This window comes from Paenibacillus lautus NBRC 15380, assembly GCF_004000945.1.
In the GTDB taxonomy this organism is placed as follows: Bacteria; Bacillota; Bacilli; order Paenibacillales; family Paenibacillaceae; genus Paenibacillus_AQ; species Paenibacillus_AQ lautus.
The window spans coordinates 703,782-728,753 of sequence record NZ_BIMF01000002.1 but is presented as its reverse complement, the minus strand read 5'-3'; the positions used below and the strand labels follow the sequence as shown (position 1 = coordinate 728,753).

Annotated in this window: 21 protein-coding genes; all 21 read left to right on the top strand. The window is 50.6% G+C overall.

The genetic code is table 11. From position 1 onward, the window contains the following. The first annotated feature begins 214 nt into the window (after positions 1-214). The 21 genes from PLA01S_RS06670 (at position 215) to PLA01S_RS06565 (ending at position 24,934) form a co-directional block, all read left to right on the top strand. On the top strand, positions 215-1,219 hold the full coding sequence (locus tag PLA01S_RS06670) for an ABC transporter substrate-binding protein (RefSeq protein WP_127590924.1): 1,005 nt from the start codon (positions 215-217) through the stop codon (positions 1,217-1,219). 41 nt (positions 1,220-1,260) lie between these two features. Further along, positions 1,261-2,034, top strand: coding sequence for an ABC transporter ATP-binding protein (locus tag PLA01S_RS06665; protein WP_127590922.1), 774 nt, complete (start codon positions 1,261-1,263; stop codon positions 2,032-2,034). Between the two features lie 5 nt (positions 2,035-2,039). Continuing rightward, a complete protein-coding gene (locus PLA01S_RS06660) occupies positions 2,040-2,873 on the top strand; it encodes an ABC transporter permease (protein WP_100536441.1) in 834 nt (277 codons plus the stop codon). Positions 2,874-3,010: 137 nt separating this feature from the next. Further along, positions 3,011-3,991: an aromatic acid exporter family protein gene (locus PLA01S_RS06655; RefSeq protein WP_127590920.1), complete on the top strand. Its 981-nt coding sequence runs from the start codon at positions 3,011-3,013 to the stop codon at positions 3,989-3,991. A 128-nt stretch (positions 3,992-4,119) separates the two neighbouring features. Beyond that, positions 4,120-4,686, top strand: coding sequence for an outer spore coat protein CotE (locus tag PLA01S_RS06650; protein ID WP_071218248.1), 567 nt, complete (start codon positions 4,120-4,122; stop codon positions 4,684-4,686). 106 nt (positions 4,687-4,792) lie between these two features. Further along, on the top strand, positions 4,793-6,049 hold the full coding sequence (locus PLA01S_RS06645; protein ID WP_127590918.1) for a putative amidoligase domain-containing protein: 1,257 nt from the start codon (positions 4,793-4,795) through the stop codon (positions 6,047-6,049). 60 nt (positions 6,050-6,109) lie between these two features. Beyond that, positions 6,110-8,878, top strand: a complete 2,769-nt coding sequence (mutS, locus tag PLA01S_RS06640; RefSeq protein WP_127590916.1) for a DNA mismatch repair protein MutS — start codon at positions 6,110-6,112, stop codon at positions 8,876-8,878. 38 nt (positions 8,879-8,916) lie between these two features. Beyond that, complete coding sequence (mutL, locus tag PLA01S_RS06635; RefSeq protein WP_127590914.1) at positions 8,917-10,905, top strand: DNA mismatch repair endonuclease MutL; 1,989 nt, start codon at positions 8,917-8,919, stop codon at positions 10,903-10,905. A gap of 17 nt (positions 10,906-10,922) precedes the next feature. Then, complete coding sequence (locus PLA01S_RS06630; RefSeq protein WP_127590912.1) at positions 10,923-11,702, top strand: class I SAM-dependent methyltransferase; 780 nt, start codon at positions 10,923-10,925, stop codon at positions 11,700-11,702. Then, positions 11,692-12,639: a tRNA (adenosine(37)-N6)-dimethylallyltransferase MiaA gene (gene miaA, locus PLA01S_RS06625; RefSeq protein ID WP_127590910.1), complete on the top strand. Its 948-nt coding sequence runs from the start codon at positions 11,692-11,694 to the stop codon at positions 12,637-12,639. Before PLA01S_RS06630 ends, miaA begins: the two co-directional genes overlap by 11 nt. Positions 12,640-12,691: 52 nt before the next feature. Beyond that, the gene (gene hfq / locus PLA01S_RS06620; protein ID WP_100536448.1) at positions 12,692-12,931 is read left to right on the top strand and encodes an RNA chaperone Hfq; all 240 of its coding nucleotides are present in this window, start codon (positions 12,692-12,694) and stop codon (positions 12,929-12,931) included. Positions 12,932-13,117: 186 nt separating this feature from the next. Then, positions 13,118-15,796 (top strand): PBP1A family penicillin-binding protein, encoded by a 2,679-nt coding sequence (locus PLA01S_RS06615; RefSeq protein WP_127590908.1) that lies wholly within the window; start codon positions 13,118-13,120, stop codon positions 15,794-15,796. 99 nt (positions 15,797-15,895) lie between these two features. Further along, positions 15,896-16,453, top strand: coding sequence for a ribonuclease FAU-1 family protein (locus tag PLA01S_RS06610; protein ID WP_127590906.1), 558 nt, complete (start codon positions 15,896-15,898; stop codon positions 16,451-16,453). After that, entirely contained in the window at positions 16,453-17,106 is a 654-nt protein-coding gene (locus tag PLA01S_RS06605) for a YdcF family protein (protein WP_127590904.1), read from the top strand. Before PLA01S_RS06610 ends, PLA01S_RS06605 begins: the two co-directional genes overlap by 1 nt. Before the next feature lie 82 nt (positions 17,107-17,188). After that, positions 17,189-18,172, top strand: a complete 984-nt coding sequence (locus PLA01S_RS06600; RefSeq protein WP_100536451.1) for an AAA family ATPase — start codon at positions 17,189-17,191, stop codon at positions 18,170-18,172. A 121-nt stretch (positions 18,173-18,293) separates the two neighbouring features. After that, positions 18,294-19,586 carry a GTPase HflX gene (gene hflX, locus PLA01S_RS06595; RefSeq protein ID WP_127590903.1) on the top strand — a complete coding sequence of 431 codons (1,293 nt, stop codon included), beginning with the start codon at positions 18,294-18,296 and terminating at the stop codon, positions 19,584-19,586. A gap of 144 nt (positions 19,587-19,730) precedes the next feature. After that, complete coding sequence (locus PLA01S_RS06590) at positions 19,731-20,984, top strand: methionine gamma-lyase family protein (RefSeq protein ID WP_127590901.1); 1,254 nt, start codon at positions 19,731-19,733, stop codon at positions 20,982-20,984. A gap of 82 nt (positions 20,985-21,066) precedes the next feature. Beyond that, positions 21,067-21,477 (top strand): MerR family transcriptional regulator, encoded by a 411-nt coding sequence (locus PLA01S_RS06585; protein WP_006209652.1) that lies wholly within the window; start codon positions 21,067-21,069, stop codon positions 21,475-21,477. Positions 21,478-21,538: 61 nt separating this feature from the next. Next, positions 21,539-22,867 carry a type I glutamate--ammonia ligase gene (gene glnA / locus PLA01S_RS06580; RefSeq protein WP_100536454.1) on the top strand — a complete coding sequence of 443 codons (1,329 nt, stop codon included), beginning with the start codon at positions 21,539-21,541 and terminating at the stop codon, positions 22,865-22,867. 746 nt (positions 22,868-23,613) lie between these two features. Next, positions 23,614-24,126: an RNA polymerase sigma factor gene (locus tag PLA01S_RS06570; protein ID WP_371860397.1), complete on the top strand. Its 513-nt coding sequence runs from the start codon at positions 23,614-23,616 to the stop codon at positions 24,124-24,126. Next, the gene (locus PLA01S_RS06565; protein ID WP_127590897.1) at positions 24,119-24,934 is read left to right on the top strand and encodes a hypothetical protein; all 816 of its coding nucleotides are present in this window, start codon (positions 24,119-24,121) and stop codon (positions 24,932-24,934) included. The genes PLA01S_RS06570 and PLA01S_RS06565 overlap by 8 nt, the downstream gene beginning before the upstream one ends. Positions 24,935-24,972: the final 38 nt, after the last annotated feature.

Below are 24,972 nucleotides of genomic sequence, written 5' to 3'. Positions count from 1 at the left end.
AACACGGTCTGTCTTCTGTGAAAATGCGTTAATAGACGTTTTTGTTATGATTCGTGGTTCCATGTAATCTTGGATCAGGCAGATGTTATTTCCTTCCAAATATCCATAGTGCCAATCACCATCCGCCGGCATACTCTATCAGAAGTTTAACCTTTGGGCAGGCACATGCATATGCTGAAAAGAAACAATGGGTCAATGGGAATGGAGGGTTACGATGAAGCGTCAAAAATGGTGGGGGCTGGCGCTAACCATGCTGCTTGTTTCCGGAGCGGCGCTTGCCGGGTGCGGTGGCGGCGGATCGGCTACGAAGGTCAAGATTGGCGAAGTGACGCGCTCGATCTTCTATGCGCCGCAGTATGTCGCATTGGAAAAGGGATTTTTCAAGGAAGAAGGTCTAGATGTCGAGCTGCAGACGACTTCTGGGGGAGACAAAACGATGACGGCCCTGCTGTCGGGAGCCATCGATGTGGCACTTGTCGGCTCAGAAACTTCGATTTATGTGTATCAACAGGGCTCTGAAGATCCGGTCATTAACTTCGGACAGGTGACGCAGACGGACGGGACATTTCTGATGGCCAGAGACGGATCGGGTGCTTTTGACTGGAACAACCTGAAGGGTAAAGTATTCCTCGGACAGCGCAAAGGGGGAATGCCGCAGATGGCAGGCGAGTTTACCTTGAATAAAAAAGGGATCGATCCGCACGCGGACCTGGAGCTGATTCAGAATATCGATTTTGCGAATATCGCCTCTGCCTATGCTTCCGGTACCGGTGAATTTGTTCAGCTTTTTGAGCCGCAGGCCTCCATATTTGAAAAAGAAGGCCGAGGCAAGGTGGTCGCTTCCTTTGGCGTAGAAAGCGGACGTCTGCCATATACCGTATTCATGACGAAGCAGAGCTACATCAACAAAAACGATGCAACGGTGCAGAAGTTTACGAATGCCCTTTACAAGGCTCAGCAGTGGGTGGATGCGAACAGCCCGGAAGATATCGCGGATGCGATCATGCCTTATTTTAAGGATAGCGACCGCGACATCGTGGTGTCTTCCGTTAAACGCTACAAAGAGCAAGGCAGCTATGCAACCGATCCGATCGTGGACGAGGCGGAATGGAACAATCTGCTGGACGTGATGGAGCAAGCCGGGGAGCTGAAAGAACGGGTAGCGCCTGACACGATCGTCAACAACAGCTTTGCCGAGAAAGCGAAACAAGCTAAATAATGAAGTGCTCCTAATCCATAGAACGAAAGGAGAGAGCACCAATGGTACCGGTAGTTGAATTGAGCGATATCGCTCACGTATATGTCACGGATCGGGAAGCCTCTCTGGCTGTGGAAGGAATTCAACTGAAAGTGGAACCAGGGGAGTTCATCAGCCTGGTTGGACCCAGCGGCTGCGGCAAGACAACGATCTTGTCTGTCATTGCCGGCTTGCTGCAGCCATCCAAAGGAACCGCCTACGTGAACGGCAAACCGGTAAACGGACCGTCGCCGGAGGTCGGGTACATGCTGCAGCAGGACTATTTGTTTCCTTGGCGCACCATTATGGATAACGCCTTGATCGGCTTGGAACTGACGGAGAGGTTGAATCCGGAAAGCCGAGGTATCGTCCAGAGTTTGCTTAAGGAGATGGGCCTCGGAGAGAGCGGCAATCTCTATCCGGCCCAGCTGTCAGGCGGAATGAGACAGCGGGTTGCACTCGTAAGGACCTTGGCGACCGACCCGGGACTGCTGCTGCTGGATGAACCCTTCTCCGCACTGGATTATCAGACGAAGCTGCAGCTTGAGGATCTGATCGTGGAGACCTTGAAGGAGCGGGGGAAGACCGCCATCCTGGTCACCCATGATTTGTCCGAAGCGATTGCGATGAGCGACCGGGTTATGCTCTTGAACCGCAACCCGGGAAGGATTCATCGCATGTTCAATATTCCCGAGAACATACGCCGGGTACAGCCTTTTTTTGCTCGTAAGGAGCCAGGGTTCAACGAATTGTTTCATGAGATCTGGGGCGAAATGCAAACGATCGGGAAGGAGTGAAGCCTATGACATCAAGGGATGAGCCTTCTGCTTCTTCTTCGAAGGGCTGGCTCCAGGATATTTATGTAAAACACATGAAGCAAAAGAAAAGCATACGCACACGCGTGCTGACCGTTCAGCTTAGCTTGCTGCTGTTATTCTTTATCTGGTGGGAAGCGGCGGGCAGATTCAAATGGATTGACGTGCTGCTCTTCAGCTATCCCACTAAAATCTTTGCCAACATATGGGGGAATATGATCAGCGGCGAGTTATGGGGGCATTTGGGGATTACGGTAGGGGAGACGGTTGTCGGGTTTCTGCTCGGCACGCTGGTAGGCACGCTGCTGGCCGTTTTGATCTGGTGGTCGCCGTTTCTCAACAAAGTTCTGGACCCTTATATGGTTGTGTTCAACAGTATGCCGAAAGTGGCGCTGGGTCCCATATTTATCGTGATGTTTGGCGCGGGTTTTACCGCTATTGTCGTCACTACGTTATCCATCACGGTCATTGTGACCACGCTTGTCGTTTACAACAGTTTTCATGAGGTGGATTCCAATCTGATCAAGGTCGTCCGCACCTTCGGCGGAAGCAAGCGCCAGGTGTTTCAGCGAGTTATTTTGCCGGCGTCCTATCCGGCGATCGTGTCAACGCTCAAGGTCAACGTGGGCATGGCGTGGGTCGGCGTCATTGTCGGCGAATTCCTGGTCGCCAAATCGGGTCTTGGTTACTTGATTATGTACGGCTTTCAGGTATTCAATTTCACGCTTGTGCTGTCGAGCCTGCTCATTATCGCTGTAGTGGCTACAGCTATGTATCAAATGGTGGTATATATAGAAAGGAAATTGCTGACTCATCGTTAATGGGCTTGGTCTGCAGCCCCCAGGCATGGTTGTTTATGGCATAAAAATAAGCTAGGATGAAGATACCTTATATATGTGGTCACATCATAAGGAAACATATATAATCATCATCAACTCGCCTGGAGGCTCTTCATCACATGGGATTTCGTGTCATCAAAACGGCTGCGGCAAGCCTGCTTGCCATCTTAATTACAGATGCCTTGAACATACCGGGGGCTACGTCCGCCGGTCTTCTTGCTATACTCGGCGTTGACGTCACACGAAAACGGAGTGTGCGCTCCATATCGTCCAGATTGTTCGCTTCATTGCTGGGCCTGGTGTTGGCGTGTATGCTATTTTATTTTCTCGGTTTTCATTATTGGGTACTGGCTTTATACATATTGCTTGCATTCCCCGCGATTTCGAAGGCGAACTTCAAGGAAGGCATTGTAACCAGCTCGGTCGTGGTGTTTCGGGTGTTTCAGGGCGAAGAGATCGGGGTGGACATTTTGCTCACCCAAATTGAACTGTTGATTATCGGTCTCGGATCGGCCATGCTTGTGAACCTGGTTTATATGCCAAACAGCGAGGGAGCGATGATGGAGATCCGCCGGAAGGTGGACGGGCTCTTCTCTGTCATTTTCCATCATTTCTCGCTTACACTTCGAGATCCCGAACATATATGGGACGGTAAAGAGCTGATCGAGGCCAACCGGCAGATTGAAAAAGGAATTGAGGAAGCGAAGCGGGCATCCGAGAATCAGATGATTCATCCGGACGGCTCCTGGAACATATATTTTTATATGCGGAAGGAACAGATGGAGAATATCCAGAGCATGATGCATCAGATCTCCCAGGTGTACGAGCGGCTTCCGCACGGCGTGCTGACGGCGGAAATATTCGATCAGTTAAGCAAGGATGTCGTTGCCGAAGGATATACGGGCAAGTCCGAAGGACTGCTGATTGAACTGGAGGACAGGTTCAAGGAGATGGAGCTGCCGACGACCCGCGAAGAATTCGAGGTCCGGTCCGCCATTCTGCAGCTATGCCATGAACTGGAATACTATCTGAATATTTCGAAGAAGTATAAGGCGCCCACGGCGAAAAAACCGCAGAAGCGCGCGGATTCGGCCGTATAGCTCAGGGATTTGCAAAAAAAAATCTGATATTTTTAGCATCATATGAATTTATTTGGACCACTTCATTCAACATTCGCCCATGTCTTGCATACACATGTATGGAATGATTGTATGGAGGAGGTTCGAAGATGTCATTGAGTCATAAACACCAATGTAGAGAAATCATCACGAAGGCGATCTGCGGCAAGGGTCGTAAATTCTCTACCGTAACACATACCGTGACTCCGCCTAATAATCCGACCAGTATTTTGGGGGCTTGGATTATAAACCATCAATACGAGGCGGTTGCCGCCGGAGACGGAATTGAAGTTATTGGTACTTACGATGTTAACATCTGGTATTCCTATGACAAAAATTCACAGACCGATGTGGCGAAAGAAACGGTATCGTATGTAGAACGCGTGCCTCTTTCTTATCTGGATCCGAAGCACCGTGCTTCCACGGTGGAAGTGTCGGCTGAAGCGACACAGGAGCCGAGCTGCGTTGAGGCCAGCGTATCCTCGAATGGCACGAGTGTCATTCTGCGGGTAGAGAGAGAGTACGCGGTGGAGCTGATTGCCGAAACCAAGGTCGTTGTCAAAGTATGCAGCCATCATCACGGCGACTACGAAGACAAAGAATTCGATTACGTCCTGGGAGACGAAGTCGATGATTATGAAGACCTTGATTACGAAGGTCTGGAGGATGAACTGTAAGATAACCCTCCTGTAGGAGTGATTCTAATCTTAGCATATGCAGTGAGGGCAGCTTTGCGGAGGGCGGATGCCCTCTTTTTTATTTTTTTTACAGGGGGACTAGGAGATGGCTCATTATAAAGTAAAACCAGCTGCTGTAAAAGAATATGTACCATTGAAGGGAGCGGCCGCGCTCCTCGCGCAAGCACGTCTGGCCAGATCCGGGATACCGTGCCTTCTGGGTTTGAGCTCAGTTGAGGAAAAGCATTACACGGCCAGGTACGCGGTTCATGTCGAGCAGCTGTCCGCTGCCTCGATCCGCTCCTACCAGCTCGGCGGTAGTGAAGTGATGTATGAGCCCGACCCCGAGAACGGGAGGTACGAGGATGGCCTGCATCGGAGATTGGAGAAAGCGGCCCTGAGGTCGCTGTATACGCTGGGTGCGGATGAAGGGGAGGTCATCATCACGGCCCGGCCCGGGCGAAGATATGTAGTCGAGGATGTCCGCATGAAAGCGGGCCGGAATAAAACCGTTATGAGTGCCAAAGGCCAGCAGGCGGCAGGTTTTCACACGTTTAACGAAGACAATGAATCCCATTTGACTCCGCCGCTGCTTATGGGGATGGATCCCGAGTTTGTGCTGATGAAGGATAACGGAGACATTGTGTTTGCATCCGAATTTATGGAGCGTGGCGGATCGGTCGGCAGTGACGCCGTTCGTTTTCGGGGTGAGGTCATTTACCCCATTGCCGAACTCAGGCCGTTACCGAGAGCGAATCCGAAGGCGTTAATGATTGAAATGCAAAAAGCTCTGCGCCAAGCCCAGAGCCTGATTACGGATCGTTCACTAACATGGAGGGCAGGAGCTCTGCCTTATGATGATTTCCCGCTAGGCGGCCATATACATTTCAGCGGAGTACCGCTCTCCCTGTCCCTTCTTCAGACCCTGGACAATTATCTGGCTCTGCCGCTGGCGCTGCTCGAAGACCCCAAGGGGCGTCTTCGCCGACCCCGTTATGGTTTCCTGGGCGATTTTCGGAGGCAGCCGTATGGCGGATTTGAATACCGTACGCTTCCCAGCTTTCTCGTTTCGCCGCTTGTGGCGAAGGTATCGCTGTATGTTGCCTATCTGGCAGCTCGATACAGCGACCGTTTGCTGGCGAGACCATTCAATACGGAACGTTACCATCGCGCCTATTACGAAGGCGATAAGTCCGTGCTTAAAGAATGCATCGCAGGCTGGCACAGGGATCTGTCGGCACTGCCGGAATATTCGGACTTTGCTCGTGAAATCGAACTGGCTCTTGCACACATGGAGGCGGGGCGCGCCTGGGATGAGAGCAGAGATATCAGGCCGCTGTGGAATATTCCCGTTAAGGCGTGATGCCTTGCGGTCAATTTCTGTTATAATGGAGGTCAAGCTAGAAGGTAATGGAGGTACGTCATGGCTAAATATACGCCGATGATTGAACAATATTTGAAGGTCAAAGAACAAGCGCGCGATGCGTTTCTTTTTTTCCGCTTAGGCGATTTTTACGAAATGTTTTTTGATGATGCGATCCTCGCGTCGAAGGAATTGGAGATTACGCTGACCGGCCGCGAGGGCGGCGGTGCAGAGAAAATACCGATGTGCGGAGTGCCTTATCATTCCGCGGAGGGTTATATTCAGCGGTTGATTGAGAAAGGGTACAAAGTTGCCATCTGCGAACAGATGGAGGATGCTTCGGTCACCAAAGGCATGGTGCGGCGGGAAATCGTCCGGGTCGTCACGCCGGGGACCATCATGGACGGCAAGGTCGTGCACGACAAATCGAACAATTACATGGTTTGTGTCACGGAAGCGGGCGGCTTGATGTCTTTATCGGCATGCGATCTGTCAACCGGCGAGCTTTATGTGACGTCGGTCCCATCTTCGGAGGAATGGCTGCGGGATGAGATCGGCCTGTATGAGCCCTCCGAGATCATTGGGGACGCATCCCTTCTTGATATCATTTCATCTCAGTCGCTTCCAGGCAGCCGGAACATCGTCTATACGGCATGGGATCGCAGGGAGGACGCATTGGTTCGCACCCAATTCGGAGAACCGGCATGGGCCCGCCTGGAAGAGGAGCGAAGAGCCTGCATATCCTTGCTGATCTCGTATTTAAGCGAGACGCAGAAGCGGTCGCTGGGACAGCTGACGCAGATTGCTTCCTATGAACCGGGACAATACATGGTGCTGGATCCGTTCACCAGACGCAACCTGGAGCTCGTTGAGACGGTTCGAGAGCGCTCGAAGAAAGGTTCGCTCCTGTGGCTTCTGGATCGCACGGAAACCTCGATGGGAGCCAGACTCCTGCGGCGGAGAATCGATAAACCGCTGCTGTCCCGCAGCCGGATCGAAGAGCGGCTGGAGGCTGTTGAGCATTTGTATAACCAGTACATACTGCGTGAAGATTTGCGGATGGCGCTGAAAGAGATTTACGATCTGGAACGGTTGGTCGGCCGGATTGCGTTCGGCAGCGCGAACGGACGGGATTTGAACGCGCTCAAGCTGTCATTAAGACAAATACCTTCTCTGAAAGAGCTGTGTGCCCAGTCGGCTTCCGAGACGCTGCGCCGGGTGGCTGCGGATACGGATATTTGCGACGATCTGTGTGAACTGATTGAGCATGCGATTGTCGATGAACCGCCGGTGTCCGTGCGTGACGGAGGCATCATCAAACCGGGCTATCACGAGCGGCTGGATGAGTTTCGCGAAGCGAGCACCAGCGGCAAACGCTGGATCGCGGAGCTGGAAGCCAAGGAACGCGCGGCTACGGGGATCAAGTCGCTGAAGATCGGTTACAACAAGGTGTTCGGTTATTATATCGAGGTGACCAAGTCCAATCTTTCATCCCTGCCGGAAGGCCGGTACGAACGCAAACAGACACTGGCGAATGCAGAGCGATATGTCACGCCCGAGCTGAAGGAGAAGGAAGGTCTGATCCTGGAGGCGCAGGAGAAGATGGTGGATTTGGAGTACGCCCTCTTTACCGAGATCAGGGACAAGCTGAATACCCAAGTGAGCCGGCTGCAAAAGCTCGCTGAGCGGATTGCCGAGATTGACGTCTATCAATCGTTGGCTGCGGTCAGCGCGGAATACCGGTTCGTGAAACCGGAACTGAGCGAAGGTTATGATTATATCGTTGAAGGCGGCCGTCATCCTGTCGTGGAAGCCGTCATGAAGGATTCATCGTTTATCGCGAACGGAACGGATTTACGCAAGGAAGGCTCCTCGATCCTGCTTATTACCGGTCCGAATATGGCTGGAAAAAGCACGTACATGCGCCAGGTGGCCTTGTTATCGATTTTGGCCCAGATGGGCTGCTTTGTTCCGGCAGAGCGCGCGGTTATCCCGCTGGTGGACCGTATCTTTACCCGCATCGGGGCGGCTGACGATCTGATTGGCGGCCAGAGCACCTTCATGGTGGAAATGGCGGATATTCAGGTCATGACGGAAAAAGCAACGCCCCGCAGCCTGATCATCATTGATGAGCTGGGACGCGGTACGTCGACGAGTGAAGGCATGGCAATCGCGCAAGCCGTGATTGAGTATGTGCATGATCACATCGGCTGCAAGGCATTGGTTTCGACGCATTTCCATGAGCTTGCCCATCTTCAGGAAAGCCTTGGCGGTCTCAAAAACTATTCCATGGCGGTTCAGGAAAGCGGAGACAAAGTGCATTTCCTCCGTAAGCTGATCCCTGGGGCGGCCGACAGCAGCTACGGCATTTACTGCGCGAGATTGGCCGGCTTGCCCGGCAGTATCATTGACCGTGCCTATGGACTGCTGCAGGGCCTGGAGATGGCTTCGCTGGCCGCTGTGGCATCGGAGCAAGGGGCTGTGATGCAGCGCGAGCAGCCGGCTACCGTTGCTCATTCCGATGAGAGACGAATTGGACCGGAAACGGTGCATGAGTTTCGTGAAGATAGGGTGCCGTATACCGAAAGCTTGAGCGGCGCCGACCAGAAGGGCGGCGTGGTGCAGCTTTCCATTTTTGGCGAGGAGGAAGTGCCTGAACCGAGTGCGAAGCCCGGTAAGGATCAGCACTCCATGCCGCCGGAAGCATCTCAAGATCCTGCCGTCAAGAGCCTCATTGATGCCGTTAAGGGCGCGGACGTGATGAATATGACACCGCTTCAGGCCATGCAGTTCCTGAATGACCTGAAGCTTCAAGCGAAGGATATGTGATGTTAGCATGGGAATGAAATGAAACGGAGGTAGGAACGATGGGGATTATTCGGATTTTGGACGAGCATATTGCAAACCAGATTGCTGCCGGTGAGGTGGTGGAGCGGCCTGCCTCCGTTGTGAAGGAGCTAGTTGAGAACGCCATTGATGCCGGGAGCACCAAGATTGACGTAACGGTCGAAGAAGGCGGACTGGACAGCATTCGCGTAACGGATAACGGCGCCGGTATTGATCCGGAGGATTGCGAAACGGCTTTTTACCGCCACGCAACGAGCAAAATCGTCGAAGGCCGCGATCTGTTCCAAATCACCAGCCTTGGATTCAGAGGCGAAGCCCTGCCATCCATTGCGGCCGTATCCAAGGTACGTCTGGTTACATCCAATGCTCAGGATGGCCGCGGACGGGTGATCGAAATCGAAGGCGGTCATCTGCGGGTGAACGAAGAGACGGCCGCACCCAGAGGAACGGATTTCCTCGTAAAGGAATTGTTCTTCAATACGCCGGCAAGGCTGAAATATATGAAAACGATCCAAACGGAGCTGGGGCACATATCCGACTATATGTATCGTCTGGCCCTTTCCCGGCCGGATATTGCCTTTACGCTCAGGCACAATGGAAACTCGCTGCTGCAGACGCTGGGCAACGGCGATGCCCTTCAGGTCATTGCGGCCATATACGGTACTCAATCGGCCAAAGCCATGCTGCCGTTTGAAGCGGAGAATATGGATTATACGTTAAGCGGATATATCAGCCGCCCGGATTATACCCGGGCAAACCGTAACGGCATGTCGCTCATCATTAATGGGAGGTACATCCGGAACTACGGCTTAATGCAGGCGATTTTGAGAGGTTATCATACGCTGCTGCCGATCAACCGGTTTCCGCTCGTTGTTATTCAGTTGTCCATGCACCCCTCGTTGATCGATGTGAATGTGCATCCATCCAAGCTGGAGGTGCGGTTTAGTAAAGAGCAGGAGCTGTTTGCTTTTGTGGAGGAAGAGATTCGCAAGGTGCTGCAGCAGGAAATCCTTATTCCACGTCCGGCCAAACAAAATATTGGCAAAAGCGACAACGCCTATATCCAGGAACAGCTGCAATTTTCTCCTGCGCAAGTCCATGCCTCGGCGACCGGCAGCGGCAATGAACGGGATATCGCGATTCCAGGAAGCGGCGGCGAGCCTTCAACTGGTGGAAACATGCCTCTCAAGGGGCCGTCTGCGTCGACATGGCCTGAGGGACAGTTCTTCACCCAGGCAGAGTCGGATATCAAGCGCACTTATGGCGACGGAGCAGCAGGTACAGCTGCCTCCTCGCAAATGCGTGAAACGGCAGCAGCTTCTTCTTACCGCAGTGATTACCGCAATGAGACCAGGGGGAATGCGGGAATTCCTGCCGTAACGAAGGAGTGGCTGCAGGCGGCCTCAGGACCGGCTCCCGAGATTCCGCCATTTCCGGAGCTTACGCTCATCGGCCAGCATCACGGTACCTATCTCATAGCGCAGAATGATACCGGGCTGTACCTGATTGATCAGCATGCCGCGCATGAGCGGATTAACTACGAGTATTACTACGAACAGTTTGGCAACCCGGCAGATGCATCCCAGGAGCTGCTGCTGCCGATTACGCTGGAATTCACGCCATCGGAATCGGAGAAGGTGAAGGAACGGCTGCACTGGTTTGAGAAGGTTGGCGTTTATATGGAGTTTTTTGGCGGCCATACCTTCCTGGTTCGTTCTCATCCGTTCTGGTTCCCTAAGGGCGACGAGAAGGCCATTATCGAGGAGATGGCGGAATGGGTGCTGAGCGAACGCAATATTGATATCGCCAAGCTGAGAGAAACCTCGTCGATCATGTGTTCCTGCAAGGCTTCCATTAAAGCCAATCAGAAGCTGACGGAGCAGGAGGCGATGACGCTGATTCAGCGTTTAGGCGCCTGCCGGCAGCCATACACATGTCCGCATGGACGACCGATTGTGGTTTCGTTTTCAGCTTTTGATTTGGAGAAAATGTTTAAGCGCGTGATGTAACAGCAAGGAGGACCTTCATGATTATTACAACTGGAGAAGCGGAAGCGCCGGACATTGTGGAGCGCGCGAAACGTTTAGCCCAGGAAACCGGCTGTCGTTATGTCCAGCGCGGCGGTCATTCATTGCGAAAATTAGCCCGCATGTTCGGAGACGACGACGTGCTGGTCGTACTGAACGGACATGTACGTCTAAGCGGACCGGGCGGCTCAGTCATGGAATTTCACCCCAGTATGGGGTTTGTCCGATTGAAACGCGTGCTGAGCGGAAAACCCGATCCCATGCTGGAGGCTTCCGGAATGGAGGAAGGGGATTCCGTACTGGATTGTACGGCGGGGCTTGGAGCCGACTCCCTGGTATTCTCGGGCAAGGGCGGGGCGAACAGCCGGATCACTGCCCTGGAAAGCTCGCTGCCCTTGTATGCGCTGCTAAAAGAAGGGCTTCGGACCTATGAAAGCCATCTGGAGGCCAGTGATCAGGCGATGAGACGAATCGAAGTCAGGCACAGCCATCACCTGGATTATTTGAAGTTGCTGCCGGACCGGAGCGTAGACATTGTTTATTTTGATCCGATGTTCCGTGAACCGATCGCCGAATCGGCTTCCATCCATCCTCTGAGACATTATGCAAATGGGGAACCGCTGGAAATGGAAAGTGTGAGAGAAGCGGTCAGGGTCGCGCGCAAAACCGTCGTGATGAAGGAAGCGCGATCCAGCGGAGAGTTTGAGCGGCTTGGCTTTAGCTTGCCTGAACGGGGAAAATCGAAAATAACGTACGGAGTGATTTCCATTGACAGATGAAACCAAACCGAAACTGCTCGTTCTCATCGGGCCTACAGCAGTAGGTAAAACCAAAATGAGCATTGAAATTGCGAAGGAATTCGGGTGTGAGATTATTTCCGGCGATTCGATGCAAGTATACCGGGGCATGGATATCGGAACGGCCAAAATTTCCGCTGAGGAAATGGAAGGCGTTCCCCACCATCTCATTGACATTCACGAGCCCGATCACCCCTATTCGGTAGCCGAATTTCAGGAGCAGAGCCAAAGGCTTATTACGGAGATCACGGAGCGGGGCAAACTTCCGTTCATTGTTGGCGGAACCGGGCTTTACGTGGAGTCGGTGTGCTACGGGTATCAGTTCAGCGAGACCGGAGCGGATGAAGTTTTTCGGGAAGAGCAGTTCCGCTATGCCAATGAACATGGAGCCGAGGCTCTTCATCAAAAATTGGCAGAGGTAGATCCTGAAACGGCCGAGCGGCTTCACCCTAATGACCTACGTCGGGTCGTTCGTGCTTTGGAAGTATTCCATATGACCGGTGTCCCACTTTCGGCCCAGCTGGCGCCTCAAACCAAGCAATCTCCCTATGACTTATGCTTGGTCGGTTTGACAATGGACAGGCAAATGCTATATAACCGTATTGAAGAGCGAATTGATCTTATGCTGAGCCAGGGACTTGTTGATGAGGTAGCGGCGCTCATGGACAAAGGATTCGCTCCGGGGCTTGTATCCATGCAAGGGCTGGGTTACAAAGAAATCGTATCGTACCTTAGCGGGGAGTTCAGCTACGAGGAGGCCGTCGTGCTGCTCAAGCGCGATACACGCCGGTTCGCTAAGCGGCAGCTATCTTGGTTTCGCCACATGAAGGACATCGAGTGGGTAGACGTCACCGACTCGGGAAATTTTTCTGCAAACTATCAAAAAATCCGTGCTATAATAGCAGGAAAGTTTCACTGAAATCTTGAATATATTTCAAAACAATCTAAATGAACCATTGGGGGTACGGCTAATGAACAAGTCCATTAACATCCAAGACACGTTCTTGAACCAACTGCGCAAAGAGAACATTCCGGCCACGGTATACCTTACAAACGGCTTTCAGATCCGTGGAACGATCAAAGCTTTTGACAATTTTACCATCGTGATTGACAGCGACGGCCGTCAGCAAATGGTGTACAAGCATGCTATCTCCACGTTCATGCCGCAGCGTAATGTGTCCCTGATGCAGGAAAACAGCAGCGATCAATAGATTTTAGAATGGATTTATAAAGAGCAAAATCATACCGTCAACTGATTAATTTGAAACTTTTTGGTTTATAATTCGTTTAGCTTATAAGGAGTGCAGAGAGCAACCTGAGAAGGTTGTTCTTTTCTTTCCGAGGCATGACTCAAAGTCAGAAGGCTTGATCCCGCAAGGGAGTAAGGAGGGGGACAAATGGCTGGAAAAGATAATCAGATGTCAAGGTTGAACAAAAACAAAGACAACTCGAAGACATCGAAAACCACGAAACCGAATGCGAAGAAGAAAAAAGGCAAAGGAAAGCGAATTGCATGGGCGTTGTTTTTCACGGCCGTCATTGCGATCTTCTGTGCGCTTGCAGGTTATTTGTTCATCTTGATCAGCGGCGAAAAGCTGCTGGAGCAGAATCAGGATAAGCTGACCGCTTACGGTACTTCCAAGGTATATGACCGTAATGGCACGCTGATGGGCGAACTGTCCCTCCAGAAGAGTGATCCTGTGAAGTATGAGGATATTCCGGAGAAATTGATACAAGCATTCATTGCAACAGAAGATAAACGGTTCATGGAGCACAACGGCGTGGATATGTGGTCGATCGGCCGCGCAGCGGTAAAGGATATCATGGCCCGTTCCATGGTCGAAGGCGGAAGTACGATCACGCAGCAGCTGGCGAAGAATATATTCCTGACAAGGGATAAAACGTTCTTCCGGAAGGCTACTGAAATGTCGATCGCGCTGGCGCTTGAGCGTCAGCACAGCAAACAGGAAATTATTGAGATGTATTTGAACCGGATTAACTTCGGGGGACCTTATTACGGCATCAAAGCCGCATCCGAGCGTTATTTCGGCAAGTCGGATCTGAATGATTTGAAGTTATGGGAAATGGCGACACTTGCGGCAATGCCGAAAGGGCCATCCCGCTATAATCCGCTGAAGAATCCCGACCTTTCCAAAGAGCGTCGTGCGGTTGTCTTGACCTTGATGGAACAGCAGGGGTATATCACGGCCGAAGAGGCAGCGGAAGCCAAGAAAGTGGACTATGCTTATACACCGCCAGAAAGACAGCAGAAGTATACAGCGTTTATCGATTATGTAATGGAAGAAGCCGAAGAAAAATGGGGCCTCACCGAGGACGATGTCAACATTGGCGGATATCAGATTTACACAACGATGGACGTGAATGCCCAGACGGCAATGGAAGAAGAATTCAAGAATCCGGCTAACTTTGAAGAAAGTCCGGACGACGTGCCGGTGGAAGGTTCTATGGTCATCATTAACCAGGAAACCGGCGGTATCGTAGCCATGTCCGGTGGACGGGAATATACGCGAGGCGGGTTCAGCCGGGCTACCGACAGCCGTCGTCAGCCGGGATCCGCCTTGAAGCCGATTGTATCGTATGCACCGGCGCTGGAATCCGGAAAGTTCACGAAGGACTCCAGATTAAGTAATAAAAAGCAATGTTTTGGCACCAATTATTGCCCAAATAACCTGCACGGATATTCGGAAACGATTGGTATGCCGGAAGCGATTCAGCGTTCCGAAAACATTCCGGCCGTATGGCTGTTGAACCAAATCGGCGTAAAAACCGGATTTGAGTTCGCTCAGAGTCTCGGCATCAAGATGACCGAAGGCGATGCGAACTTATCCCTGGCCCTCGGCGGCATGGATACCGGTACGAACACATTCGAGATGGCACAAGCTTTCAGCGCCTTTGCCAATGGCGGAGAATTCAAAGAGGCTTTTGCGATCAAACAGATTAAAGATAGCAAAGGCAAGGTTGTGTTTGAGAATAAAGGCAGCAAAGGGAAGCGCGTGATGAGCGCTTCGACGGCTTCGCAAATGACAGACATGATGAAGCGCGTTGTAGAGGACGGAACGGGTAGAAATGCTCGGATCAGCCGTCCGGTAGCCGGTAAGACCGGAACCACGCAGAGCGGCTATAAGGGCGTCAGCTCAAACCGCGACGTATGGTTTGTCGGATATACGCCGGAGTTAACGGCAGCTGTATGGATGGGTTATGATACCCCTGACCGGCAGCATCTGCTGAAACGAAGCAGTTCGATCTCCGCTTCCTTATGGGGCAAAGTGATGGAGAAGGCGGTTCAGGGCTATGAAGCGAAGAGCTTCCCGAATACCGAGCCGGTTCAGCCGCCTGTAGAAGAAACGACATTAGCCGCAGTCAGCGGTTTGACAGGTTCCTATAATGGGGAATCTCAGACCGTATCACTGAGCTGGAATCCGGTTCAGGGCAACGTTCAATACCGCGTGTACCGTAAGGAAACGTCGGAATCGGAATACACCCCGATTCTCGATGCCTTGAATGGTACGTCCATTGAGGATTTGAGCGCAATGGAGGGATTGACCTATGATTATTATGTGACCGCTATAGACCCGTCGACGAACCAGGAGTCGGCACCTTCGAACATTCTGCAGATTGTGGCCGTTTCCGAGGAATTGCCGCCTGAGGATCTTGAACCCGATCCGGGGGACACCCAGGAACCGCCTCCGGTTGATGAAGGTGACAACGGAGCAGGAAACGAGTTTCCTCCTGGGAATGGCAACGGGAACGGAAATGGCAACGGTAATGGCGAGCCAGGCAATGGGAATGGTGAAGGCCCAGGCAATGGCAACGGGAACGGGAACGGTAATGGTAATGGAACGAACCCTCCTGACGATGGAAACGGAGCCGGGAATGGCCAAGATGGTCAAGATCCTGGCAATGGATCGGATGGCTCAGGAGATGGATCTAGCAATGGTGACACAGGCACTGGAGGAACCGACACCGATTCGGGCAATATTCCTACGGTACCGGGAACCATTGTGGATCCGTCGGATCCGGTTGACGGATCTGACGAGTTCCAAGACAGCCCATGATGAACTTGAGAGCCTCCGCATGATTGCGGAGGCTTCTTTGTTTTGAGTGTGAAACCCAAATGTGGTAAGCTGGGAATACGAATGGGGAGGAAAAGTTCCATGAAACGTAAATTCGGAGATCGGGCGAATTGGCGCCGTATCACCCGCCGGCACTTCACTTCCCGGTATGTGGAATGTGAGCAATTTACAGGGTATCTCACGTTATATACCATATATGGCCTGAAAGAACCGTTGTGGAAGACGTATGGCCGTCATACCTACCGAATCGCGGACAAAGGCTATTCATGGCTGCAGTATTATCCGAAGGACAGCCATTTCATCGTGACAGCCATGTTTGATGACAAACGAAATATTGTTCAATGGTATATCGATATTTGCAAGAAACAAGGGGTAACGGATCAGGGTGTCCCTTGGTTTGACGATCTGTATTTGGACGTTGTGGTTGTCAAGAATGGTGAAGTGTTCTTGCTGGATGAAGATGAGCTTGAGGATGCCCTAGGGCGGAATGACATTACCCGGGATGATTACAGGCTTGCCAAGGTGACTGCACGGAATCTGCTTCGGGCCATCGACGCGCATGAATTCCCTTACTTTATGATGTCTCTGAAGCACCGCGACCAGTTATTTCATAACGGAGAGTTCAGGAGGATGAAATAATGCGTCAGGAAATACATAAGAGTTTGCCACAAGCAGGCACTAAGAAGAGAGCATGGTATCGGCGAGGGATGATTACCTTGCTCTCTCTCGTTGTTCTTGGATTGCTATGGTCAGGTTATGCATATTGGAAGATCGAAAGCGCCGTCAGCAGTCCGTCGGACAAGGCGGATGTCGGCATCATCTTGGGCGCTTCCATGTGGGGAGATCAGCCAAGTCCGGGGCTTCGGGAACGGCTTGAGCATGCACTGGTTGAATACCATGCAGGCCGTTTTGATACCTTTATCGTTTCAGGCGGCCTCGATAAGCCCGGATATCCATATACCGAAGCCGAAGGGATGAGAAATTTCTTGGTCGAAGCGGGCGTACCCGGGGAACGGATCTTCCTGGAGAACGAAGCTACGAGCACTTATGAGAATTTGCTCTTCAGCCAAGCGATGATGGAGGAGCATGGGTGGAACACCGCCATTATAATAACCCATGACTATCACGGGACGAGGGCGATGGAGGTTGCAAGAACCCTTGGTTACGATCATCCTTCTATGTCGCTAACGGAATCTACCGTTTTGCCGATGGCCAAACACAAGTCTAGAGAAGTGCTGGCTTATACGAAATGGACGGCCGATCGGCTGTTGATCGCCATGGGTGTCCTATGAGGACGAAACTTCTAATAAGCAGGCTGTAAATAGAATACATTGGAATAGATAGTCAGCCCTTTGGATAAAGAGGTGAGGAGCAATGAACGGGCGTGTAACGGCCGCTAACGGCCGATCTGAAGGACGGCCATCCAGGCAGATTAATGTCGTGCTCCGCAGCGCGGAACCTCCACTCATCAGCAGTGCGGTTCCGGAACGGGAACCGGCCCCTTCGCCAAACCCTGTTTCCCAGCACAGTCTATTCCAGGAAATACAGAAAGAGCTGGATCAACTGGTAGGTCTCGAACAAATCAAGGACCTGGTATTTGAAATCTATGCTTTGCTTCAAGTGGCCCAGATGCGTACGGAAGCAGGCTTATTAAGTGGCGGTCATGTGTACCATATGATTTTTAAAGGAAACCCCGGAACTGGGAAAACCACCGTCGCCCGTATCGTGGCAAAGCTGTTTCAGAAGATGGGCGTGCTTAATAAGGGTCACCTGGTCGAAGTGGAACGGGCGGATCTCGTAGGTGAATATATCGGTCACACGGCACAGAAGACCAGAGAATTGGTCAAAAAAGCGCTTGGAGGAATTCTGTTCATCGACGAGGCTTACAGTTTGGCGCGCGGCGGTGAGAAGGATTTTGGCAAGGAAGCGATCGATACACTGGTCAAGGCGATGGAGGATCATAAAAATCAGTTCATTCTTATTTTGGCAGGCTACAGCGATGAGATTGATTTTTTTATGGATTCGAATCCCGGCCTGTATTCCCGTTTTCCGATCCAGATGGACTTCCCGGATTACAATTTGGATCAATTGATCCAGATTTCGGAGCTGATGGCGAAGGAGAGGGATTATATCTTGATGCCGCAGTCGCTGAGCAAGCTGAAGGAACACCTGCAGTTGGAGAAGGATCACGGACTACACGCCTTCAGTAATGCGCGTTACGTACGGAATGTTATCGAGAAATCGATAAGGAATCAATCGGTTCGACTGCTGAATCAGTACGTAACCGGAAATCCCGGTAAGCTGGAGCTTATGACCCTGCGGCCGGAGGACTTTAAGTTAAACGGAAAAATACAATGATTTTAAGCTTGTATTCGAACATAATGAAGGGGTAACGCTGCTTTCTTTGGATCATAATGTTTATTGCAGGCAGCAGCGGTTAGTTAAATTAGGAGACGTAATGTTAGAAGGAGTTGGCTATATGACAAATATAACGCATGATACCCGGACAGAGATCGAAGATAAAGCCGTTTTGGTCAGTTTGGTGACGGATGCGGTTAAACGCTCAGGAATGAATCCGGAACACTCGCTGCAGGAGTTGGTTCAGCTAGCTGAAACCGCTGGAGTGGTGGTGCTGGATGTCATTACACAGAATCGCGAAGTTCCGGATTCCAAGTGGTTCATCGGCAAAGGGAAGGTTGAAGAGCTGCGTATGGCGATTGATGGCTTGGGTGCAACAACGGCCATTTTTGATCAGGAATTATCCGGCGCGCAGGTTCGAAATCTGGAAGAATCACTCGATGTGAAAATTATCGACCGCACTCAATTGATACTGGACATTTTCGCTCAGCGAGCGAAGACCCGTGAGGGGATTATCCAGGTGGAGTTAGCTCAGCTTACTTATTTGCTCCCGCGGTTGTCGGGTCATGGTAAGAATCTGTCCAGGCTCGGAGCGGGGATCGGGACACGCGGACCAGGGGAAAGCAAGCTCGAAACCGACCGCAGGCATATCCGGGACAGAATCAGCGACCTGAAGCGGCAGTTGGATGAAGTCACCCGGCATCGGACGCTTCATCGGGAGCGCCGGAAGAAGAGCGGCGCCGTACAGGTTGCCCTGGTCGGTTATACCAATGCCGGCAAGTCAACATTGCTGAACCGGTTAACGGCCGCAGACGTTTATATCGAAAATCAATTGTTTGCTACGCTGGATCCCACGTCGCGTGTGTTGGAGCTGCCGAGCGGCAAAGAAGTTGTCCTTACGGATACCGTAGGATTTATACAGAACCTTCCTCATGATCTGGTAGCGTCGTTCCGTGCGACGCTGGAAGAAGTCAACGAAGCCGATCTGATTCTTCATGTCGTAGATGCTTCTTCCCCTATGCGGGACGAACAGATGGCAGTCGTGCAATCCATACTTCAGGATTTGGGGGCGGCGGATAAACCGCAAATCGTTCTGTTTAACAAGAAGGACGCATGTGAACCGGATCAGCTGGAGATGCTGCCTACCGGGGATGGTCAATTAAAGATTAGTGCGTATCATGATCAGGATTTGGAAATAGTCCGTGAAGCGATTCAGGACCAGCTGTCCGGAGGGAACGTGACGTTCCGGATTCCGGCTGACCGCGGCGATCTGAACTCGGTTGTATACCGTGTCGGAGATGTGCTGGAGCAGTCTTTTGATGAGAATGATATCCTCTATGAAGTTCGAATCAATAAAGCCGATTATGAGAAAATGGGTTATTTGCTTCATGATTACGTTCAGAATGGATCTTAGCCATCAATAGGAATCGTCGTATAAGCCCCTGTATGGGGCTTATATTGCGTGTTCAGGGTGTCCATCCATTGCAGAGTTCTATGAAATAAAAATATGTGTTAAGATGTGAGACATCATGTGTAAAAGAGGAGAGAGCAGTTGGTCATGGCAAGATTTTCGCAAGATATACTTGAATTGAGCAGTGAGATTGAATCCAAAATCGGGCAGCGTTTACGGGAGATCGACGCTATCGTTGATTTTAATCAGTGGAAGGTGATCGATGCTTTCCAGAAGTTTCAGGTGAGTGATTTTCATTTTGCGGCTTCCACCGGGTATGCATATAATGATCGCGGCCGTGAAGTGCTGGATGAAGTCTACGCAGACGTATTTGGAGCCGAATCTGCCCTGGTGAGGCCGCATTTTGCTTCCGGTACCCATACGATCTCAACAGCACTGTTTGGTGTGTTAAGGCCGGGAGATGAGCTGTTGTATATTTCGGGGCGTCCCTATGACACCCTCCATAAAGTGATTGGCGAACCCGGGGACGGTAACGGGTCCCTTCGAGATTTCGGAATCGGTTATCAGGAGGTTGCGCTAACAGAACAAGGGGATATGGATTGGGAGCGGGTAGAGAGGGCAATCACGCCTTCAACCAAGGTTATCGGTATCCAGCGTTCCCGTGGATATGATTGGCGTTCTTCGTTCACGGTTTCCCAGATTGGTGACATGGTCAGCCGGATCCGGTCCATCCGTCAGGATTTGATTGTTTTTGTTGATAACTGTTACGGCGAGTTTACGGAGCGATTGGAACCGACGGAAGTTGGCGTTGATTTGATGGCGGGTTCTCTTATCAAAAACCCTGGCGGCGGCATTGCCGAAACCGGCGGCTACATATGCGGTAAAGCCGCCTATGTGGATAAGGCAGCCTATCGGCTGACCGCTCCCGGAATCGGACGAGAAGTGGGGGCGATGCTGGGAACGACCCGAGGCATCTATCAGGGATTATTCCTGGCACCATCCACGGTTGGACAAGCGGTCAAGGGCAGCATTTATGCTGCCGCGATGTTTGAGGCGGTAGGGTTCACAACCAAGCCGGGCTGGCAGGATGAACGAACCGATTTGATCCAGGCCGTATCGTTTACCGGAGCGGATCATCTAATCGCTTTTGTTCAAGGGATTCAGCGGGCTGCGGCAGTCGATAGTCATGTGGTGCCTGAGCCTTGGGATATGCCTGGATACGAACATCCCGTCATCATGGCGGCAGGTACGTTCATCCAGGGAGGAAGCCTTGAATTATCCGCGGACGCGCCGATCCGATCTCCATATATCGGTTATATGCAAGGCGGCTTGACCTACTCTCATGTTAAATATGGTGTGCTTATGGCCCTCCAAAGCATGAAAGATCGTAAATTGTTGTGAGTTATCCTTACATGCGGTTGACGTGGTTGATCAGGAAATGTACAATAGGATCAGAATAGACCACTTGGAAGGTTGATGAGATATGGGTGATGAGATTCGGAGGAATATGGCGTTATTTCCGATAGGCATTGTTATGAAGCTTACGGATCTATCTGCCAGACAAATTCGCTATTATGAGCAGCATAACTTAATTGTCCCAGCCCGAACGTCGGGCAACCAACGCCTGTTTTCCTTCAATGATGTGGAGCGACTGCTAGAGATTAAGGCTTTGATTGAAAAAGGTGTTAATATCGCCGGCATTAAACAAGTAATGAACCCAGTCACAAAAGAGTCTGAAGAGGCTACCGTCATTACTCCTGATACCGAGAACAGACGCCGTGAGATGTCGGAGTCCCAGTTGCGACGTTTGCTGAAGCAGGAATTGATTACCGCTAAAAGACCGGGTCAGGTTTCATTGATTCAAGGGGAATTATCCCGGTTTTTTAATAAATAAGGATTGCCATGCTGTAATTCTTCATTAAGACTAGTTTTTTATTTAAAAAGGAGAGGATAAAGTGAGTTATACCAGAGAGGACATTCTACGCATTGCCAAAGAAGAAAATGTTCGATTTATCCGCTTGCAATTTACAGATTTGCTTGGAACAATTAAAAACGTTGAAATTCCGTTAAGCCAGCTGCCTAAAGCGCTTGATAATAAAATGATGTTCGACGGTTCGTCCATCGAAGGTTATGTACGTATCGAAGAATCCGATATGTACCTGTACCCGGACCTGGATACCTTCATGATCTTCCCTTGGGTATCCGAGGATCGCGTTGCTCGTCTGATCTGTGATATCTACATGCCTGACGGCACCCCATTTGCTGGAGATCCGCGCGGCATTTTGAAGAGAGCATTGAAGGAAGCGGAAGAGATGGGCTTCACTTCCATGAATGTTGGTCCGGAACCGGAATTCTTCCTGTTCAAAACCGATGAAAAAGGCAACCCGACCATGGAGCTAAATGACCAAGGCGGATACTTTGACCTCGCGCCTACGGATCTTGGCGAGAACTGCCGCCGTGATATCGTATTGACGCTGGAAGAGATGGGCTTTGAAATCGAAGCTTCTCACCATGAGGTTGCTCCCGGACAGCACGAAATCGACTTCAAATATGCAGATGCGATCAAAGCGGCTGACCAGATTCAAACGTTTAAATTGGTTGTTAAGACGATCGCTCGTCAGCATGGACTGATTGCTACCTTTATGCCAAAACCACTCTTTGGCGTAAACGGCTCCGGCATGCACTGTAACCAATCGCTCTTCAAAGGCGGCGAGAACGCGTTTGTTGACGAGAGTGATGAGCTTGGCTTGAGCGTAACGGCTCGTAACTATATGGCGGGTATTCTTAAGCATGCACGCGCGTTTGCTGCGATTACGAACCCAACGGTGAACTCGTACAAACGTCTCGTGCCTGGTTACGAAGCACCTTGCTACGTAGCATGGTCTGCAAGTAACCGCAGCCCGATGATTCGTATCCCTGCATCCCGTGGCCTCAGCACGCGTATCGAAGTGCGTAACCCGGATCCAGCGGCGAACCCGTATCTGGCTCTGGCTGTCATGCTGAAAGCAGGTTTGGACGGCGTTAAACGTGAGCTGTCGCTCCCGGCTCCAATTGACCGTAACATCTATGTGATGACGGAAGAAGAGCGCATTGAGGAAGGCATCCCTAGCTTGCCGGCAAACCTGAAAGAAGCTCTTAACGAATTGATCCGCAGCGAAGTCATTTCCGATGCACTCGGTGATCATGCGCTGGCTCACTTCTATGAACTGAAAGAAATCGAGTGGGATATGTATAGAACACAAGTTCACCAATGGGAACGCGATCAGTACATTACCATGTATTAATAGAGGAATCCCTTGCGCCGTAAGGCGTGAGGGTTTTTTTGTTTTTCCAATCAAATTGATCCAACAGGGCTTATGGAATATTAGCCGGCTTTCATATAAAGTTAGTGAGTAGGTGAAAAGCTGGTAAGTGGAACAACGAAGGAGGCACGTAAATGGCAACTCTAAGCGACCACGAAGAGAAAGGAACTCGGGCAGCGTTCGCGTTTATATCTCGTATTGCTGGTTAGGATGAAGGATGCCAGATCAATTTTAAGTTCTTTCAAGCTAACCGAATCATTTATGATTTGAATTTTGGGTGGACCAATATGACAATAAGGAACTTTATTTCGGTAACTGCTGAATTTCCGCTTGAGTATTTAAATGGTTTTAAATTAGACGGCTTATTTATATCTTTTGAAAAACATTTATACCATCTGAGCTGGGAACAGATGGATCGAAAAGGAATATATCAGTTGCGTTTTTACGGGTCTGAACAGGATTTCAGTTAACGGCCGACAAAGAATCCATTCGAAGATTTGGTTCTCGATTTAAACAGGCCTGGGAAGAGGCTCCGTTAGTTTAATAGCAATGGCAATAGATTTTGGTTTATGATTTTGGAGAACCGTTCATGGAATGCAGCTAATACAGAATCGCCCTCCATAAAAGGGAAGATTCTTTTTTTATTTTACGAAAAAATGAACCTTTCCTCGCTTCCATGACTCTAATTAGACGAGGTGAATCGGTTGGAGCTCGAATACTTGAAGCAGATGACGATCATGGACAGCCAGACGCTGGATAGAATCATGAATGAATATGGAAATGATGTGTGGAATTATGCGTATTTTTTGACCAAACAGCATGCCTTGGCAGACGATATTGCACAAGAAGCATTTATTAAGGCCTATTATGGCATACATACCTTTCGCGGTCAGGCGACGCTGAAGACGTGGCTGCTTACGATCACGCGACATACGGCGTTCCGGTACAAACAGGCTTTTTTCTTTCGGAAAGTCATCCTTAAGGACAAGCTTCTCGCCAGTTCCTCAAACCGGTCAGCGGAAGCGGAATATTTGGACGAGCTGTATACGGATGAAATATGGGCCATGATTATGACTTTGCCGAGCAAGTTTAGGGAGGTGTTGGTCCTGGACCTATACTATGAAATGCCAATGCGTGAGATTGCGGAGCTGCTTCATATTGCGACAGGCACCGTAAAATCCAGATTGTATCGGGCAAGGAAAAAAGTACAGAACATGTTGAAGGAGAATGGCTATGAATGAGGATAAACCAGACTGGTACAACCGGGCTAAAAATGCTCCCTTTTCAGATGAAAAGTTCACATCCGAAATGAAAAAAAACGTGCATAGGTCCGTGATTTTCACCGACAGCAAGCCTAAACGTCGAAAGTACTTACAAGTTGGATTTGTTGGAGGGTTAATGCTTCTGATTATTTTAATTGCCTTTCAATTGCCTTTTGGCAGAGAGGAACAACAGAGAGCAGGGACTTTACCTCCTGGTACGGAAGAGACAATCCGGGCACAAGGCGTAACGGATGAAGGAAGGTTAAGGCTTATTGCAGTTGGACAGGAAAAAATAACGACATTGGGAGCACCGAGCTGCTTCGGTATCGAAACGGATATGTCGTTTACCGGAAACTACAGCGTACAGTATAGTACTAACCAAGTTACAAATGAAGTAACTACGTTGGGGGATCTTACTTTTATTCAACCAACATCTGCTCCGGTTGATATGATTCGCCTGCCGTTTCAAGATGCCGATGTATTTATACTGGCACCGCAATATAGGGACTGTCATGGTATACAAATCTATGCGTTCGCAGTAGAGCATGAAACGGGTAAAGCCGTCCAGCTCCGATTTCAGGATGAATCCTTGATATCCTACTTTTCATATTATAGACCAGGTACTACTCCCATGGTTAAAGAGAATAAGCTGGTTCTGCAGTCCACGGAGGGGCCTGGCGGAGAAGGTTCATCGGATTCTAAACTCACGCGAACGTATCGGTTGGATCTTAGGCAAAATGCAATGGTACTGGTCCAAGGCAATACAATGATATCCCCTGCGAGTTAAATAAAACAAGTAAAGAGGTTACCGTCCAATTAAGGAAG